This is a genomic window from Terribium retamae (assembly GCF_022347545.1).
GTDB classification, from domain to species: Bacteria; Pseudomonadota; Alphaproteobacteria; order Rhizobiales; family Rhizobiaceae; genus Mesorhizobium; species Mesorhizobium retamae.
The window spans coordinates 67,588-83,939 of the sequence record NZ_JAKREW010000007.1; the positions used below are offsets into that span (position 1 = coordinate 67,588).

A 16,352-nucleotide genomic window follows, 5' to 3' on the forward strand; every position below is an offset into this window, starting at 1 on the left:
GATCTAAGCCCGGGAGCTTCCGCCCAACATATGCTTGGCTATGATGAGCCGCTGGACCTGGTTGGTCCCCTCATAAATCTGGGTGATCTTTGCGTCGCGCATCATGCGCTCCACCGGGGACCCCTCCATGTATCCATAGCCGCCGTGCAATTGGACTGCGTCGGTGGTCACCGCCATGGCTGTATCGCTGCAGAGCAGCTTCGCCATGGATGAGAAGGCGCGCGCGCGTTCGCGATCCATATGTACCATTCCGGCGGCTTGATAGAGAAGAGCCCGTGAGGATTCCACCTTCACGGTCAGGTCGGCGATCATGCCCCTCACGAGCTGGAAGTTGGCTATCGGGCGCCCGAACTGGTTGCGTTCCTTGGTGTAGCTGACCGCCTCGTCCAAAGCGCCCTGGGCTATTCCCAACGCCTGGACTGCCACGTGGCATCGCGATTCCACCAAGGACGCGCTGGCAATCTCCAGTCCCTTGGCCGGGTCGCCGAGTGCTCGCCATTCGGGGATCAGACATTCCTCCAGATAGACGTCGCAAGTCGGGCTCCCGCGCATGCCCATCTTCGATTCCGGTTTCCCGAACGTGATCCCCTTGTCATGGCGGTTCACCAGGAAGACCCCGAAGGAATCGCCCTCCGTGCGGGCGAGGACGAGGTACCAGTCGGACCAACCAGCGTTGGTGATGAAACGCTTCGTGCCATCGAGCCGCCACTGACTGCCGTGCCTCGAAGCCCTCGTCCTGGCGCCCGACAGGTCCGAGCCCCCTTGCGGCTCGGTATAGCACCACGAGCCCAGTGCGCTGCCCCGCGCGACTTCCTCGGCCGCGGCCAGGTGCTCGTCCCTGCCAAAAGCGATGAGCGAATCCGCGAAGGACCAGCAAGTCATCAGAGTAAGGCCTGTGGTCGCGCAAACACGCGAGAGCTCTTCAATCGCGATGCACTGGGTTAGCAGATCGCCGCCTTGCCCGCCGATCCGCGCGGGCGCCGCAAGCCCGGTGATGCCTTCGCGGCGTAGCGCCTCGTACGACTTCACTGGTCCGATCGACCTCCGTCGCATGCGGCAGGATTTGCTCGATGCTGAAGCGCCGCATCATGTCACGGAATTGATCGTGTTCGGAATCCATGGTCGCCACTCTTTCGGTACGTTCCTGCCCAGCGACCTAGCTATCGCACTGAAACTGGACGCTACCGCCTCGCGTTCGATCAACACCAATCGTTTGAGGTTTGCCTGGAGCGGCCCAGAAACTATGACAGCTAACTTGTCGGATGCGCTATGTCAGGGCTCTGCGCAGCCGCAATGACGGTTGCAGCTTATCGCTGTGCAATTCGAGGATCCGACTATGAGGCTTGCAAACCGGACAGCGCTGGTAACTGGTGCTGGAGGCCCGATGGGGTCTGCGATCGCAAAGAGATTTGCGGAAGAAGGCGCCTCCTTGGTGCTGACGGACATTTCGGCCGGCCGGCTCGGCCAAGCGGTGGCGGAAGTCGAGGCGTGCCTTGCCCCCAATGCCAAGATCTATAGTCAGCGGGCGAGCGTCCTGGTCAGAGAAGAGGCCCGTTCCGTTGTCGACGCCGGCGTCGAAGCATGTGGCCCGATTGACATCCTCATCAACGTTGTCGGCGGTATCCGTAGCCAGCACATGTTCCAGCCGTTCCTCGAGATGTCAGAGGAGAGGTGGAACGCGACCATGGATCTCAACCTCAAGGGTAACTTTCATCTAACCCAGATCGTCGCCCCGTCGATGCTTGAACGCAAGTACGGCCGGATCGTAAACATCGCGTCCATCATTTTCGCTGGCGCTGCAGGTCAATGCGACTATGGCGCGGCCAAGGCTGCAGTCGCCTCGATGACGCGGAGCCTGGCCTTGGAGTTCGCGCCCCACGTCAACGTCAACTGCATATCCCCCGCCACCATCAAGACCTCCGTCATCGACCGACTGACTACCGAGGAGCAGGATTTCTGGCGAAACCAGATCGTCTTGAAGCGCTTCGGAGAACGCGAGGAAATCGCCAACGCAGTGCTGTTCCTCGCGAGCGACGAATCCTCATTCATGACAGGCGAGATCATGTCCGTCGCCGGAGGCATCTGGCCGGCGCTTTGATGAGGATGAGACCATGTTGCAGGGCATTCGAATCGTAGAGATCGGCCAGTACATCCCGTCGCCCTATGCCGCGTTGATGCTTGCCGACCTTGGCGCGGAGGTGGTGAAGATCGAGCCACCCCGGGGGGATCCGATGAGACACATCGGGGTCGTGTCCAAAGACGGCGCTTCGGCTTCTTACGCGGCAATGAACGGGGGCAAGCGCGTCGTTCGGGTCGACCTGAAGGACAAGAATGGCCAGAAGGCCGTCCAGGACCTTGTCGAGAAGGCCGACGTGCTGATCGAGTCTATGCGCCCGGGCGTCCTGGACCGCCTTGGCTTGGGCCGGGATCTGCTACAACGGATCAATCCCCGATTGATACATTGTGCGATCTCAGGTTTTGGCCAGAACGGCCCCCTGAGGCTTCGGCCCGGCCATGACCTAAACTACATGGCCGCCGGCGGCGGCCTTGGGCTGTCGGGCACCTTGGAAAGGCCAGTCATGGCTCGGCCCCCAGTCTCCGACTATGCTTCGGCCCTCCAGGCAGCTTTGACGATCTCTGCCGCGCTCTTCCAGAGGTCGCGGACAGGGCGCGGCGCCTATATCGACATATCCATGGCCGAAGTCGTTCTGGCCTGGCAGGCGCCGCTGCTCTCGGAGGCGCTTGCCAATTCGAGTGTGCGCCGGGCCGAGGACGCCGACTCCGGCGGCCTCGCTTCATACAACATCTACCGCACGTCTGAGGGTCGGTATGTAACCCTTGGTGCTGAAGAGCCCCATTTCTGGGAGCGATTTTGCACCGCGGTCGAGCGCCCAGAATGGATCGAACGAGGAAGCGAGCCTGCCCCGCAAATGTCACTGATCCGGGATCTTGCAGACTTGTTCGCTTCTCGGGACGCGGCACACTGGGATTCACTCTTGGCCGAAGGCGACTGCTGCTTCCAGATCGTCCTCGAGCCGAACGAGGTGCTTGCCTTCGAGCAATTCGCCGAACGGAAGATGATCCGCAGGTCAGACTGGGGCGCCGTCGATGTGCTTTACCCGGCGTGGATTGACGGGGCGCCGCCCGAGCCGAGGGAGCCGTTCGTAGAACTGCCGGAAGCTGCCCTCGGCACGATCTGGGCTTGATAGAAGATGGGAAACAGCTCCAAAGGCCGAGGCCCCGTCAGCGTTGTCGATGAGCTTGCAAGCAACCTCGGCCACGACCAGCTCCTGCGGCTTCATCTGGCGCGTCGAGGCCGGCGACCCCGACTCGACCGCCTTGATCGGGTCAGCGTCGCCTTTCATCGACTTGGCTTCAGCTGCGCCAAAGCCCGATAGGCATATAGCAGCGCCGCTGGCGCTGGCGAAGCAACGCCCTAAACGGCCACCCATCTATCGCCTTGCTGCGCCACGCATCCTTCCTTCATTAGTTTGTCGAGATGGGCCTCGACGTTGCGTTCGGCGGCCCATGCGAGCCACTTCTCGGTCTTGCCGTAGAGGACCCTTGAAATCTCCTCGACTGTCGCGGGTGCTTTTGCGATTTCTTCCCGAATTGCCTGGTCGCGCCGCACTCTGTGTTCGAGAAGTTTGCGCACATAGGCTTTTGGTTCGGCCAAGACAGGTCCGTGGCCTGGGAGATAGAGCAGGTCGTCCTGCTCAGCCAGGCGTTCGAGTTGGCGGCAGTAGGCCGCCATGTCCCCGTCCGGGAGCATCACGATCGAACTGTTCCAAGTCATCACGTGATCGCCTGTAAATACCACACGATCATCGCGCCGAAAGCAAAGATGGTCGCTTGCGTGGCCGGGTGTGTGCATGACGGTCAGCCCGGCGACATGATCGCCGTCGGACAGAGCTATGTCCGGCAGGAAAGTGTCCTCGGGAAAATTGGCGGCGGCAAGGACTTTGCCGCCGATCGCCTTGCGCAACCGCGAAACCGAACCGAAGTGGTCGGAATGATGGTGGGTTACGATGATACCCGCGCCCCGTCCGCCAACCGCGGATACGATCGCGTCGAAATGCTGTTCGTCCTCGGCTGGACCTGGATCAAGCACGTAGAGCCCATCCGCCGCCTCGATCAGGTACGTGTTCGTGCCATGGTAGGTCATTTCCGACGCGTTGGCGGCAACCATGCGGCGGATCCCGGGCGCTACTTCGTGGAAGCGCCGGCGCTCAGGTTCTGGCTCATAATGGAAAGGGCTCATGTCAGGCGAAATCATCCTCTTTGCTTTGTTGTCGAACATTGATCTGGAGCCGAAGAAGGACGGTCGTGCGCCACAGTCATGCAAACAGCCACTGCTACGCTAAGGTTGCGGCCATCCCATCGGGATCTACCTTGTGCGCGGGCGTCGGCTCGACCGGATAGGGGCCTACGCTTGCTCTATGAAAGCTCCGGGTTCGGGGGCTGCCATCATCGATCGGTAGAGCTGAACCGCCGAATTGATTGCAGGTTCGCGCAGTGCGCTCAGCGGTCCAGGAACGTAGCGACGCGAATGCATTCCCTGGAAGGTCCCGACGCAGAGCGACAGGTCTTGGTCATTCGTCGCGAGCCAGACCTCCATGAGCCGATCAAGGTTATAGTCGACCCCCTCGACGGCGTCTGCATGAACGAACCACCGTGCCACCCATTCGACATCTCCGACATCTATGGGCCGGATGGAGAAGATCAGCGCATGGTCGACATGGGCAATGATGCGCGTCAGTACTGGAGTAATCTGGAACCCAGCGCCCCAATTGGCCGGAGGCGCGCCCATGTTGGCGAACTGACCGAGCGGCTTTGAAACAAGCTTCCCATCCATGGACTGGGTCATCATGCCTGGTTTCAATGGAACCATGCCGCCGCTGTACTGCCCGATCGGCCGCTCCAGGATGTCCCCATACATGCCGTCAAGATCCATCGCCGCGCAAAGCTCAGGATGGGTGGCCTTGCAATGATAGCACTCAAGGAAGTTCTCCAGCAAAACCTTCCAGTTTGCTGCTATCGGATACCGCTTCTCGGCGGCCTTCTTCCACTTCGACGGCTCAGCCATTCGAAGCTGCGGCGCATAGGTCTCGATCGCCTCGCCGATACTCGGTTTCGGCGCCTTGCTGAGGCAGATGAAGATCATGCCTTCCCAAACTTCGACCTGGACACGGTGAAGTCCCCAGTCGTCGTAGTTGATGACGCTGCCGTTCGGCATGTCGGGCGCCGCTATCAGGCGGCCGTCAAGTCCGTAAGTCCACTGATGGTAAGGGCATGTGAACTTCCGCACGTTGCCGGCGCGAGACTGGCATAGGGCAAACCCGCGATGTCTGCAGGTGTTGAAAAAAGCCCCCACCCCGCCGTCGCGGTCTCGCGCGACGATCACGCTTTCTCCAGCGTAAGTCTCGACCAGAAAGTCGCCGGGATTGGGGATGTCGGACGTGTGGGCAATGTAGTGCCATTGCTCGCCCATTACCATCTCGGTCTCTCGCTCGAAGACCGTCTCCGACAGGTAAGCGTCGCGTGACAGTGAAGTGAAGGATCCATGCAAGCTTATAGTCATGCTTAACCTCCCATCGTCGATCATGCACCGCGGGGACCGCCGCTACGTACCAGCCACCCCCGACAGAGCGCTTTCGAGCCATCCGAGCCGCATTTCTGGAACCGAGCGGATCAACTCCGCGGTGTATTGATGCCGGCGGGCGCCGAAGACCTCGCCGATTGCGGCCAGCTCTACGACGCGCCCGTGCTGCATGACCGCCACGCGATCGGCGATGTCCGCAACGGTGGCCAAGTCGTGCGAGATGAAGATGTACGCGGTGCCCAGCCTGTCGCGCAGCGACTTCATCAAGTCGACGATTTGAGCGGCAACGATGGTGTCAAGCGCGGACAGGAATTCGTCGCAGATAATGACCGACGGCTCAGCCGCGAGGGCTCGCGCGATGGCGACTCTTTGTCGTTCTCCGCCCGACATTTCCTTCGGATACTTGTCCGCGTACTCCGGCGGGATCCCCACCATTTCCAGCAACTCCTCGACGCGCCGCCGGCGGTCCGACCGCGACATGCCGAAGTAGAACGCCAGCGGTCGTCCGATGGCCTGGGCGACGGTGGCGCGAGGGTTCAGGGCCTGCTCGGGTGACTGGAAAACGATTTGAACAGATTTCAAGCATTCCTTTGACCGTCGGGACGCCCTCGACGATACCGCTTGGCCGCGGAATAGAACCTTGCCCTCCCGGGCCGAGTGCAATCCAGCAATGACCCGTGCAAGCGTGCTCTTTCCGCTTCCGGACTCTCCGACTACTGCCAGCACCTCGCCGGGATAGACGTCAAGCGAAACGCCGTGCAGCACATCAGCGGGAGCCGGGCCCCTGCGGAAAATGCTAGGATTGTCGTAGGTCGCGCGAACGTTCTTCACCGAGACCGACGGCTCCGACCGGGCGACGGTGCGCTGCTGCGGCAGGTCCTCGACGTGCGGGAGCTTGCGCACCGCCGCCCGAAGGGCGCGAGTGTATTCGTGCGATGGCCGCTCAAGGACGTCAAACGTGTCGCCGGCCTCCACGATGCGGCCATTGCGCAACACGAGGATCCGCGTTGCTATCTGCGAAACGACTGCAAGGTCATGGCTCACGTAGATCGCGCTCGCATCGAACTCCTTGAGCGCGTCCTTTATGGTCTTCAGCACCTGCATCTGAGTGGTCACGTCGAGCGCCGTCGTGGGCTCGTCGAGAACAAGAAGACGCGGGCCGCAGCTCAGGGACATCGCGGTCATGACCCGTTGCTGCTGGCCGCCGCTCGTCTCTTGCGGGTAGCGCATTGCAAGGTGGGGCGGATCCGGGAGGCTCAATGCCTTGAGCAGTTCGAGCGTTCGCCGCTTCGCGTCGGCTGCCGACATCAGCCCGTGCTGGACGATTCCTTCCGATATCTGGTTGCCGATCGTGATGCTTGGATTGAGCGCCGCTGAAGCGCTCTGGGCCACATAGGCCACGCTTGCGCCGCGGAACAGCCTCAGGCGCTCCTGAGAGAACGACAGGATGTTCTCGCCATTGAACAGTACCTTACCGCCAGCTAGCCGCATACCGGGTCGGACGTAGCCTAGCGCTGTAAGGCCAATGGTAGTCTTGCCGCCTCCGGACTCTCCGATCAACGCCACCACCTCGCCGGGGAAAACGTCGAAAGAGACATCGTGCACAACCTTGCGCCAACCTGTTTCGGGCTGAAACGCCTCGATAGTCAGCCTGCGGACTTCTAAGAGGGGCTTAGTCATTCGACATCTGCCTCTCAAAAGTGCTCTCGTCGATCCAATCAATGACCAGGTTCATTGCGACGGCGAACACGCCGATCGCGCAGGCTGGCGCAAGAACTGGCAACATCGAGCCGATCTGCATTGCCGACATGTTCTCCCTTACCAACCCTCCCCAGTCGGCATCCGGCGGCTGGATGCCCAGGCCAAGGAAGCTCAATCCGCTAATAAACAGGGTGGCGTAAGTAACCCGCAGTCCATATTCGGCTGCGAGCGGCCGGAGGATGTTCGGCAGGATCTCCCGGTACAGCACCGAAAAGAGCCCCTCCCCTCGGGCGCGCGCCACTTCGACAAACTGCAGGCTGGAAACGTTCTGCCCGATCGCCCGAGCGACCCTGACTACTCGGGGCAGTTGGATCGCAGCGAGCGCGCCGATCAGTATCGCCAGGGAGGGCGCCAGGGCTGAAACCAACAGCAACCCCAACATCAGAGGGGGGAAGGCCAGCACAATGTTGACGATCCAATCGGTCAGGTCGTCGAACCAGCCCCCGAGTTCAGCGGCCGCGAGCCCCCAGAGGCAACCCAGGGCAAACCCGATCGTCGTCGATCCGAATGCGACGAGGAGCGTCAGGCGAGCGCCGAAGAGCAGCCGGCTGAAGAGGTCGCGGCCGAGCACGTCAGTGCCCAGCAAGGTGGAGCCTGGAGGCGCGTAGGCGGAGTCCACCAGGTCAGCTGGCTGATTGCTTACCAACAGCGGAGCGAAAATTGCGCCGAGGACGACGAGGGCGACGACGGTCAGTCCGATCGCGGGAAGAAGGGGAACATTCCTTCCAGCCCCGTGGGTGCCGGTTGATTGTATCGAACTTGTCATCGGACTGACGCACCGCGCGGCTTGAAAAGGACCGCAAGAATGTCTGCGATGAGATTGAAGATGATAAACATGAGGCACATGATCATTGCGGTTGCCTGGATCAGCGGAAGATCGCGATATGAAATCGAGTCGACCATCAAGCGTCCCAAGCCGGGATAGGCGAACACCACCTCCACCAGCGCGACGCCGCTGACCAGATAGCCAAGGTTAAGCGCCACCACGCTCGCTATGGGTCCTATGGCGTTGGGAAGGCCATGGCGCAGGATTATCCGCCAGCGCGACATGCCCTTCAGAAGAGCCATCTCGATGTAAGGCATGCTCAGGACGTCCAGGAGCGCGGCCCGCGTCATCCGCACGGTATGAGCTACGATGGTGCACAGCAGGGTGAGCATCGGCAGCATCAGTTGCACCAGGAGCGAGAGGGGTTCGCTCCAGTTCAGCCTTACCACCACCGCCGGGAACCAGCGCAACTGAACCGCGAACACAGAAACCAGCAAGAGGCCGACCACGAACTCCGGTATCGAGACTATGAACACGCTCACGACCGAGAAAATCCGGTCGATCAATCTGTTCGGATAGGCGGCGCAGATTATCCCGAGCAAGACCGACAAAGGCACGGCCACGATCGCCGCGTATGCTGCAAGGGCAAGCGTGTTGGCCAGCCGAGGCTTGATGGTCTGCAGCACGTCGGCCTTGGAAGCCAGGGAATGCCCTAGGTCCCCAGTCACGAACCCGCCAAGCCAGGAGAAATATCGTTCGACTGGGGAACGGTTCAGTCCAAGTTCTTGGCGCAAGCTCTTCAGCAGCTCTGGCGTTGCTTCCTGTCCAAGGATCGCTTGCGCGACGTCACCCGGAAGCACCTCGGTCGCGGCAAACACGATAACCGAAGTGGCAAAAAGCGCGAGAAGCGCGAAGAAGAGGCGCCTAGTTATTAGGTTTAGCATGTAATCACCGTTGCATCGGGGCGGGGACAAAGCCCCTGCCCGGACGTGTTCGTCTTCCTTGGGGTCACGCGTTCAGCCAGACTTCAGCCCACTGCCCCGCGCCGCAGAACAGCAGCGGATGGGCTTTGAGGTTCTGGACGCGGTTGTTCACGCCGTCGATCCAAGGGACGAATATCGGGATGATTGACGAGCCGTCTTTGGCGATGATCTCCTGGGCGTCGTAGACCATCTTCCGGCGCTTGGTCTCGTCGAGCTCCTGCTTCGCCTGGCGCACCAGCTGGTCAACGCGTGGATCCGACCAGAAGCCCTCGTTGTACGCCGCCCCTTTGATCCAACCCGCCTCGATCCAGGCAAGAGCCGTGGGGCGAACAGTCCAAGATGAGGCCGACCAAGCCGCCTGCATGTAAACGGCGGTCCAGTAACTATCAGCCGGGTGACGCGTCACCCTCACCTTGGCGCCATTCGACTTCATCAGTTCGCCGAGAACCACAGCGGCGTTGGACCCGCCATAGTTGGCATCGGAGGTGTGAAGTTCGAACTCCGTGTTAGCGGCCCCGGCTTTAGCGAGCAGCGACTTGACCATGTCCGGGTCTGCCTTCGGCATTGGCAAGTCTTTATTGAAGAAGGGGTCGCTCGGGGGCACGGGATGATCCATGCCGATCACGCCGACGCCGTCGAAGGCAAGGTCGAGGAAACGCTTCCGGTCGAAGGCGTGCTTCAAGGCAGTGCGGATGTCATTGTTCGTGAACGGAGCAGTGTCCGCCCGCATTGAGAACGTCGCCATCGGGCCGCCGCTGGCAACCAACGCCTTCGCTGTTCCAGTGCCGTTAATCCGCGCAACGGCTTTGGAGTTCACGGCCTGGATGACGTCGACTTCGCCCGAAATCAGCGCATTGAGACGAGCCGCCTCGTCGCCGATGCCGATGCTCTCAATTTCGTCGATGTATGGCAGGCCGGAGCGCCAGTAGTTCTCGTTCCTCTTGTAGCTCGCGACGATGCCGGGCTGAAAATCCTGCAGTTTCCACGGCCCGGTTCCGATCGTGTCCTTCGGAAAATCTGCCGCTCCCTCGAACACGATACCCATCCAGCGCAGCGCCGTGCGGATCGGGAATTCGGCATTGGGAGCTTCGAGTTCGAAGACGACGTGGCTGTCGCCGTCCGCGCGGACGGCCTTGACGTCCGTAATGTACGAGCGGCCCAGAGACGCGGTCGCCTTGTCGAGAATCCGCTTGTAGGTGTGGACTACGTCGGCTGCCGTGAGTTTCTTGCCGTTGTGGAACGTCACTCCAGGCCGCAGCTCGAATGTCCACGTCGAAGCGGATTTGTCCGACCCCCAGGAGGTTGCAAGCTGAGGCACGTGCTTGCCGTTGGCGTCGATCTCGGTCAGCTTTTCGTAGACGAAATATGTACGGAGGCCGTCGGTGAAGGTGTTCAGGCGGGCCGGATCGAGCTGATCGGCAGGAGACGCATCGTTTGTCGCGACGCGGATCTTGCCGCCGCGCTTTGGTTCCTCGGCCAAGGCATGGCCGGAGGGCAGCAAGAGACCTGCCGTTGCCCCTGCTGCGATGGACGCGCTGACCTTCAGCAGCGTGCGACGGTCGATGGATTGCTGGCCGGCAAACTGGCCGAATCCCAGTGACTTGATCGTATCTTTCTTCATTTGAAGTTCCCCATGTTGTTATTGGTGGAAGACGTCCATCAGGAGGCGGCCACTTGGACCTTGGTCCACAGCCCCGATCCGGCAAACAGGATCGGGTTGGCTACAAGCCCGGTCACTTTCGTTGAGTAGCCATCGATCCAGGGAACGAATGCCCCCACGATCGTCCCGCCGTCGTCGGCGATGATTTTCTGGGCCTGCGCGAGCAGCGCCTTGCGCTTGGCCGGGTCCAATTCAGACTTGGCCTTCACAATGAGCTGGTCGACTTCCGGGCTGGTCCAGCCGGTTTCGTTCTGGGGTGCTCCGGAGACGTAGCCTGTCTCGATCCGCGATATCGCGGACGGCCGGACGGTCCAAGAAGATGCGCACCACGGCACGCTGTTCCAGATGGTGCTCCAATAGCTGTCGGAAGGATGCTTGGTCACCTTGACCTTCACTCCGTTCCTGCCCATCAGCTCGGCCAGCACCACAGCCGCGTCGGCTCCGCCGTAGTTGGCGTCGGACGTGTGCAGTTCGAAGGTCGTGTCGGCGTGCCCTGCCTCGGTCAGCAGCCGAACCACCTCCGCCTTGTCCGGCCTGGGTAGCGGCAGATCGGAAGCACAGAAGGGATCGCCCGGCGGTATTGGATGATCGCAGCCCGCCGTGCCGATTCCGCCGAACGCAATTTTCACAAACTCCTCGCGATCAAACGCAAGTTTGAGTGCCTTCCGCACCTTGGGATTATCGAACGGAGCCTTATCGACATGCATTGGGAAGGTAGCCGTCGCTCCTGCCTGGGAGAGCAGTACCTGCGCAGAGCTACTCTTACGCACCCTTTCGACCGCCTTGGCGTTAACCCCTTGGATTACCTCTGCACTGTCAGACAGAAGGGCATTCAGGCGCGCGGACTCGTCACCGATGCCGAAGCTTTCGATCTTACTTAGGAGGGGAAGCCCCTTGATGCGGTAGTTGTCATTCCGGACGTACTCGGCGGAAATGCCGGGCTCAAAGCTGCTCAGCTTCCATGGCCCGGTACCGACCGCGGCTGACGTAAAGTCCTCCACCCCCTCCTCGACCACGGCGAAATAGCGGATCGAAGCGATGATCGGGAATTCCGAGTCCGAACTCGTCAATGTGACGCGAACCGTTGAGTCTCCGTCGGCAGCCACCTCCGCTATGTTCTTGGCGAATGCCGCGCCAGGCGACGCGGTCGCTTTGGCGGCTACGCGCCGAAAGCTGTAAACCACGTCAGAAGACTTCAAGGGCTTGCCGTTGTGGAACGTCGCTCCAGGATCGAGCTCGAACGTCCACACCTTCGCCGTGGGATCCGACGACCAGCTCTTCGCGAGCTGGGGAAGCAATTCGCCGTTCGGCCCTATCTCGGTCAGCTTTTCGTAGACAAAGTAGGATCGAATGGCGTCGGTGAAGCTCAGCTGGCGATGCGGATCCAGGCTGTCTCCCGGTGAAACGTCGGATGTAGCAAGCCTGATCAGGCCACTGGGGCCAGCCGCGAACGCCTTCGATACAAATGATGAGAAATCGCTACTGCCGATGACCGGCAGTCCAACCGCGAGCCCGCCAACGAACTTCAAGATATCTCGCCGAGTTGACCCGGTCCCATTGGACGCAAAGGCGCCTGTCGCTTGAAACGGTGTTGCGTCCTTCATTCATTCCTCCCTCGGAACGTGCACAGAAAGGGATGGTAGCGCCAACGAAAAAGGCCGTCCTATTCCATTGACCGACTAGGTAGCTTGTAAACGGTTATAGGTCCGCCGCCTTCTGACGGAGCCATTGGGCTAGACACTTCCCGATAGTTCGAGGAAGTCGAGGAAGCCTCAAGTTATGGAAGGTCGGTTAGGGGCTGACGACGGGTGGGATCGTTGTGGCCAAGCGTACCGTTGCGAGTCCGGCTCCTATCACGCCTATGAGAATGACGGCCCCGCCAACTAGCGATGGCATTGGAGGAAGTTCGGCCAGAAGTGCCCAACCCCAAACCGGTGCCAAGACCGTCTCGGTTTGCGCGATGATGGCCAGGTTCACCGCCGAGACCATCCTGCTGGCGCGATTGAACAGCAGCAAGCCGACGCCGATGATGATCGCGCCGTGAAACGCCGGCACGGCCCTCTCCCAGCCTCCCTGAAAAAGGGGCCCTTTCAGGGCTGCCATGACAATGCATACAAGAAGGCACATCCATCCGTGCGCCCACAGAGACGTTGACCAGTCCTTTCCCGGCTGCGCGCGCAGGCAGAGGCTATAGACTGCAAACCCCGCCGCGCTGGCGACGGCGGCAATATTGCCGATCGAACTACCGTTCCCGGCGTCGCCCAGGACCATGATGCCAATGCCCGAAAGGGCCGCCAAGGCGCTGGCTACTATGCCGGCTGTCGGCCTGTCAGAAAAAACGATCCCCGAGAGAACGAGCGCGATTACGGGGCCGGTCGAAGAAAGGAAGACGGCGTTTGCGACCGAAGTGGTTTTCAAGGCGACGATGATCATGAGCGACGAGAAGAATAGACCGACAGCCGCCATCCACCCGATGCCGGCCTGGCGGAGCGTGGCGCGTGGCAAGTTCTGGCCGCGGAGGACTGCCAAAACCCAGAGCATTGCGATCAGGCCGATCGATCGCCAGCCGAGGTACTGCCATACATCGAGGGTTGTCGTTCCGCGTACCAGGACGGCCCCGAAGCTCCAGATGACGCCCGCGGACATCACCAAAAGGACTCCAGCCAACGGCCCGGACCTCAGATGTTGTCCGCGCCTTTCGCCCACAGCCTGCCAGCGCGCCACCTTGTCCACCCCAGATGTATAACGAGTTAGCGGAGCCTGCCATCCCATTGCCGGGTGAGCCAATACTATCTATAGGTCCCCGCTATGGCTTTCGGTTATAACCATACATAGAGACAGCTAGCCTCTGGCACGCGACCGAACCCATGGGACTAGGCAATGATAAACGTCCGGCACCTCCTCGTTTTCCGCGCGATCATGCAGATGGGCACGGTCTCCGCCGCCTCGCGACTCCTGAACGTCTCCCAGCCGGCGCTGACGAAGTCGCTTCAGATACTTGAAGGGCGGCTCGGGGTAACGCTCTTCGAGCGGATCAAGGGCCGCCTGCAGCCGACGCCGGACAGTCAAACCCTCATCCCAGAGGTCGAGAAGCTGTTCGAGATGCTGCGCTCGGTCGAGCACCTTGCCGACGAAGTCAAACATGGGCAGGTTGGCCGGGTAGTGCTGGCTGCCGCGTCCACCCTATCGGCCACGGTCCTGGCCGAAGCGGTTGCTCAGTTCAGCCGCGAGAAGCCGAGGATCGCAATCGAAGTCCGGTCGCTGTCGACGCGACAAGTCGTCGAGGCGGTCTCCAATAACCAGGTTGACGTTGGTTTGGTCGACGTCCCCCTGGGCAACGATTTCTTCGAAACGATCCCTCTTTGCCATGCGGAGATCGCCTGCGTCGTGCTGGCCGACAGTCCCTTGGCAAAAAAGGAATTTCTCACGCCTAACGATCTCCTGTCGGAGAAACTGATAGCGTTTGCGGACGACACCCTGTCGGGGATGATGATACGCCAGGCTTTCCACTCGCACCGCGTGATGTTCCCGGCGTCGATCGTGGTAAACCAGACGATCGTCGGCTGCTCGCTGGTGAGGCATGGCGCAGGCGTTGCGATCATCGACCCGTTTCCGCTGATCAGCAATCCGGAGGAAGAACTTCGACTGGTAGCTTTTCGACCGACATTGCGAATCAAGCCCAGTATGATCCTGCCGCCAGAACGCCCTCAATCCGTTGCCAGCGAACAGTTCCTGGCGACTCTGAAGAAGACAGTCGACAGCGTCATTTCTCGTTCGTCGCTGCTTTCCAAAACCTAGTCCCGTCGAGCGTCAGTTTTGCGGAATACTTCCCCCGCGTCCTGCGCTGCGGCTCTTCCGGTCCAGCGGCGTTCGGCCATCGGAGGCGCAATTAGACTCGGCTGCGCATAACCTTTACACACGCTTGTTGGTAGCAAAGGCTATTGGCGATCTGTCCAATCGTGGCGATATTTTTCGGTGAGTGGGGCTCTCGCGTCTGCGAGGGCTTGATGGCGGACCTGAGGTAGCAATGAATATCGCTTCGAACCAAGACTGGCACCAGCGCGCGAAAGGGCTGTCGATCGAAGGCCGCGCTTACATTGACGGCGAGTACGTTGGCGCGGCTTCCGGCGAGATCTTCGCCTGCATAAATCCGGCGAACGGACGGCACATTGTCGACATCGCATCCGGCGATGCGGAGGACATCGACCGGGCCGTAAAGTCTGCTCGCCGAGCCTTCGACGGATGGGCGCGCATGGGCGCCATGGATCGCAAGCGCATACTCCTGAAGTTCTCCGAACTCATCTTGGCAAACAAGGATGAACTGGGGCTTCTCGAAACGCTTAATGTCGGCAAGCCGATAACCAACAGCACTGGCGGCGACATTCCAAGCGCGGCCAACTGCATCGCCTGGAACGCAGAGGCCGTGGACAAGTTCTACGGCGAGGTCGCGCCCGGCGCGTCCGACATGACAACCCTGGTCGTTCGCGAACCGCTCGGCATTGTTGGCGCGGTCGTTCCCTGGAACTATCCGCTGTCGATGGCGGCATGGAAGTTGGGGCCGGCTCTGGCAACCGGAAACTGCGTCATCCTCAAGCCGGCCGAGCAGTCGCCGCTCACGGCGATCCGGATCGCCGCCCTGGCGACGGAAGCCGGCATTCCGAAGGGCGTGCTCAACGTCGTGCCGGGCTTTGGCGAGAAAGCGGGCCGGGCGCTTGGCCTTCACCCCGATGTCGACTGCGTTACGTTCACGGGGTCGACCGAGGTGGGAAAACTTTTCCTGACCTATTCGGGCATGTCCAATGCCAAGCGCGTCAGCCTCGAATTGGGTGGCAAGAGCCCCCAGATCGTGCTCGCCGACTGCGCCAGCCTCGACGACGCCGCCAAGGCCGTCGCCGCCGGAATCTTCAGCAACGCAGGACAAATCTGCAACGCCGGCTCGCGCTTGATCGTCGAGGACAAGATCAAGGGCGACTTGATCGAACGCGTGGTTGCCATCGCCAAGGACCTTGTGCCTGGCGACCCGCTGAATCCTGCTACCAGGCTCGGCCCGGTAGTCGACAGCACGCAACTGCAAAGGATCTTGCAATACATCGATATCGGCCAGAAGGAGGGCGCGCGCGTCGTGACGGGCGGTGCGCAGGTCCTGCAGGACACAAACGGCTTCTTCATCCAGCCGACCGTGTTCGACAACGTCGCTTCGCCAATGCGGATCGCGCAGGAAGAGATTTTCGGCCCGGTCCTTTCCGCAATCACGGTCTCTGATTTCGACCAGGCGCTACAGGTTGCCAACGACACGATCTACGGGCTGGCCGCTTCGATATGGACAAACGACCTCCGCAAGGCTCACCGAGCCGCAAAGGCATTGAGAGCCGGGGTCGTTTGGGTGAATTGCTTTGATAAGGGCAGCATGTCGGCGCCGTTCGGCGGCTTCAAGCAGTCCGGCTTCGGGCGGGACAAGTCACTCCATGCGCTTGAGAAGTACACTGACCTTAAGTCGGTTTGGATTTCGCACTAAAACACAAGACAACCATTGCCACTCTTGAGGATGTCCCGGGCGTGCTGCCGGGGCACGAGGTGCTT

At 60.9% G+C, this 16,352-nt stretch carries 13 protein-coding genes; 4 read left to right on the forward strand and 9 right to left on the reverse strand.

All coding sequences use genetic code 11. The features are described from left to right. Positions 1 to 3 precede the first annotated feature (3 nt). Entirely contained in the window at positions 4 to 1,029 is a 1,026-nt protein-coding gene (locus L4923_RS10185; protein ID WP_239364372.1) for an acyl-CoA dehydrogenase family protein, read from the reverse strand. A 307-nt stretch (positions 1,030 to 1,336) separates the two neighbouring features. Between L4923_RS10185 and L4923_RS10190 the strand changes: the two genes are divergently transcribed. Both L4923_RS10190 and L4923_RS10195 read left to right on the forward strand, forming a co-directional pair. Then, entirely contained in the window at positions 1,337 to 2,098 is a 762-nt protein-coding gene (locus L4923_RS10190) for an SDR family NAD(P)-dependent oxidoreductase (protein ID WP_275448345.1), read from the forward strand. 13 nt (positions 2,099 to 2,111) lie between these two features. Continuing rightward, positions 2,112 to 3,206 (forward strand): CaiB/BaiF CoA transferase family protein, encoded by a 1,095-nt coding sequence (locus tag L4923_RS10195; RefSeq protein ID WP_239364379.1) that lies wholly within the window; start codon positions 2,112 to 2,114, stop codon positions 3,204 to 3,206. Positions 3,207 to 3,436: 230 nt separating this feature from the next. Here the strand turns inward: L4923_RS10195 and L4923_RS10200 are convergent, their stop codons facing one another. The 8 genes from L4923_RS10200 to L4923_RS10235 form a co-directional block, all read right to left on the reverse strand. Further along, positions 3,437 to 4,189 (reverse strand): MBL fold metallo-hydrolase, encoded by a 753-nt coding sequence (locus L4923_RS10200; RefSeq protein ID WP_239364382.1) that lies wholly within the window; start codon positions 4,187 to 4,189, stop codon positions 3,437 to 3,439. A gap of 237 nt (positions 4,190 to 4,426) precedes the next feature. Next, on the reverse strand, positions 4,427 to 5,581 hold the full coding sequence (locus tag L4923_RS10205; protein WP_239364384.1) for an aromatic ring-hydroxylating oxygenase subunit alpha: 1,155 nt from the start codon (positions 5,579 to 5,581) through the stop codon (positions 4,427 to 4,429). Positions 5,582 to 5,623: 42 nt separating this feature from the next. Continuing rightward, on the reverse strand, positions 5,624 to 7,282 hold the full coding sequence (locus L4923_RS10210) for an ABC transporter ATP-binding protein (RefSeq protein ID WP_239364386.1): 1,659 nt from the start codon (positions 7,280 to 7,282) through the stop codon (positions 5,624 to 5,626). Continuing rightward, positions 7,275 to 8,129, reverse strand: coding sequence for an ABC transporter permease (locus tag L4923_RS10215; protein WP_239364388.1), 855 nt, complete (start codon positions 8,127 to 8,129; stop codon positions 7,275 to 7,277). Before L4923_RS10215 ends, L4923_RS10210 begins: the two co-directional genes overlap by 8 nt. Then, on the reverse strand, positions 8,126 to 9,073 hold the full coding sequence (locus L4923_RS10220; RefSeq protein WP_239364391.1) for an ABC transporter permease: 948 nt from the start codon (positions 9,071 to 9,073) through the stop codon (positions 8,126 to 8,128). The genes L4923_RS10215 and L4923_RS10220 overlap by 4 nt, the downstream gene beginning before the upstream one ends. A gap of 64 nt (positions 9,074 to 9,137) precedes the next feature. After that, the gene (locus L4923_RS10225) at positions 9,138 to 10,733 is read right to left on the reverse strand and encodes an ABC transporter substrate-binding protein (protein WP_239364394.1); all 1,596 of its coding nucleotides are present in this window, start codon (positions 10,731 to 10,733) and stop codon (positions 9,138 to 9,140) included. A 38-nt stretch (positions 10,734 to 10,771) separates the two neighbouring features. After that, complete coding sequence (locus L4923_RS10230) at positions 10,772 to 12,376, reverse strand: ABC transporter substrate-binding protein (protein ID WP_239364404.1); 1,605 nt, start codon at positions 12,374 to 12,376, stop codon at positions 10,772 to 10,774. Positions 12,377 to 12,563: 187 nt separating this feature from the next. Continuing rightward, positions 12,564 to 13,544: a DMT family transporter gene (locus L4923_RS10235; protein ID WP_275448346.1), complete on the reverse strand. Its 981-nt coding sequence runs from the start codon at positions 13,542 to 13,544 to the stop codon at positions 12,564 to 12,566. Positions 13,545 to 13,652: 108 nt separating this feature from the next. Here L4923_RS10235 and L4923_RS10240 point away from each other — a divergent pair, with 108 nt between their 5' ends. Both L4923_RS10240 and L4923_RS10245 read left to right on the forward strand, forming a co-directional pair. Further along, the gene (locus tag L4923_RS10240; RefSeq protein ID WP_275448347.1) at positions 13,653 to 14,570 is read left to right on the forward strand and encodes a LysR family transcriptional regulator; all 918 of its coding nucleotides are present in this window, start codon (positions 13,653 to 13,655) and stop codon (positions 14,568 to 14,570) included. 229 nt (positions 14,571 to 14,799) lie between these two features. Further along, a complete protein-coding gene (locus L4923_RS10245; protein WP_239364408.1) occupies positions 14,800 to 16,287 on the forward strand; it encodes an aldehyde dehydrogenase in 1,488 nt (495 codons plus the stop codon). Positions 16,288 to 16,352 lie beyond the last annotated feature (65 nt).

Coding starts and splice junctions, on each gene's coding strand:
- L4923_RS10190 (WP_275448345.1), top strand. CDS start 1,337: ATGAGGCTTGCAAACCGGACAGCGCTGGTAACTGGTGCTGGAGGCCCG.
- L4923_RS10195 (WP_239364379.1), top strand. CDS start 2,112: ATGTTGCAGGGCATTCGAATCGTAGAGATCGGCCAGTACATCCCGTCG.
- L4923_RS10200 (WP_239364382.1), bottom strand. CDS start 4,189: ATGGTTGCCGCCAACGCGTCGGAAATGACCTACCATGGCACGAACACG.
- L4923_RS10205 (WP_239364384.1), bottom strand. CDS start 5,581: ATGACTATAAGCTTGCATGGATCCTTCACTTCACTGTCACGCGACGCT.
- L4923_RS10210 (WP_239364386.1), bottom strand. CDS start 7,282: ATGACTAAGCCCCTCTTAGAAGTCCGCAGGCTGACTATCGAGGCGTTT.
- L4923_RS10215 (WP_239364388.1), bottom strand. CDS start 8,129: ATGACAAGTTCGATACAATCAACCGGCACCCACGGGGCTGGAAGGAAT.
- L4923_RS10220 (WP_239364391.1), bottom strand. CDS start 9,073: ATGCTAAACCTAATAACTAGGCGCCTCTTCTTCGCGCTTCTCGCGCTT.
- L4923_RS10225 (WP_239364394.1), bottom strand. CDS start 10,733: ATGAAGAAAGATACGATCAAGTCACTGGGATTCGGCCAGTTTGCCGGC.
- L4923_RS10230 (WP_239364404.1), bottom strand. CDS start 12,376: ATGAAGGACGCAACACCGTTTCAAGCGACAGGCGCCTTTGCGTCCAAT.
- L4923_RS10235 (WP_275448346.1), bottom strand. CDS start 13,544: ATGGGATGGCAGGCTCCGCTAACTCGTTATACATCTGGGGTGGACAAG.
- L4923_RS10240 (WP_275448347.1), top strand. CDS start 13,653: ATGATAAACGTCCGGCACCTCCTCGTTTTCCGCGCGATCATGCAGATG.
- L4923_RS10245 (WP_239364408.1), top strand. CDS start 14,800: ATGAATATCGCTTCGAACCAAGACTGGCACCAGCGCGCGAAAGGGCTG.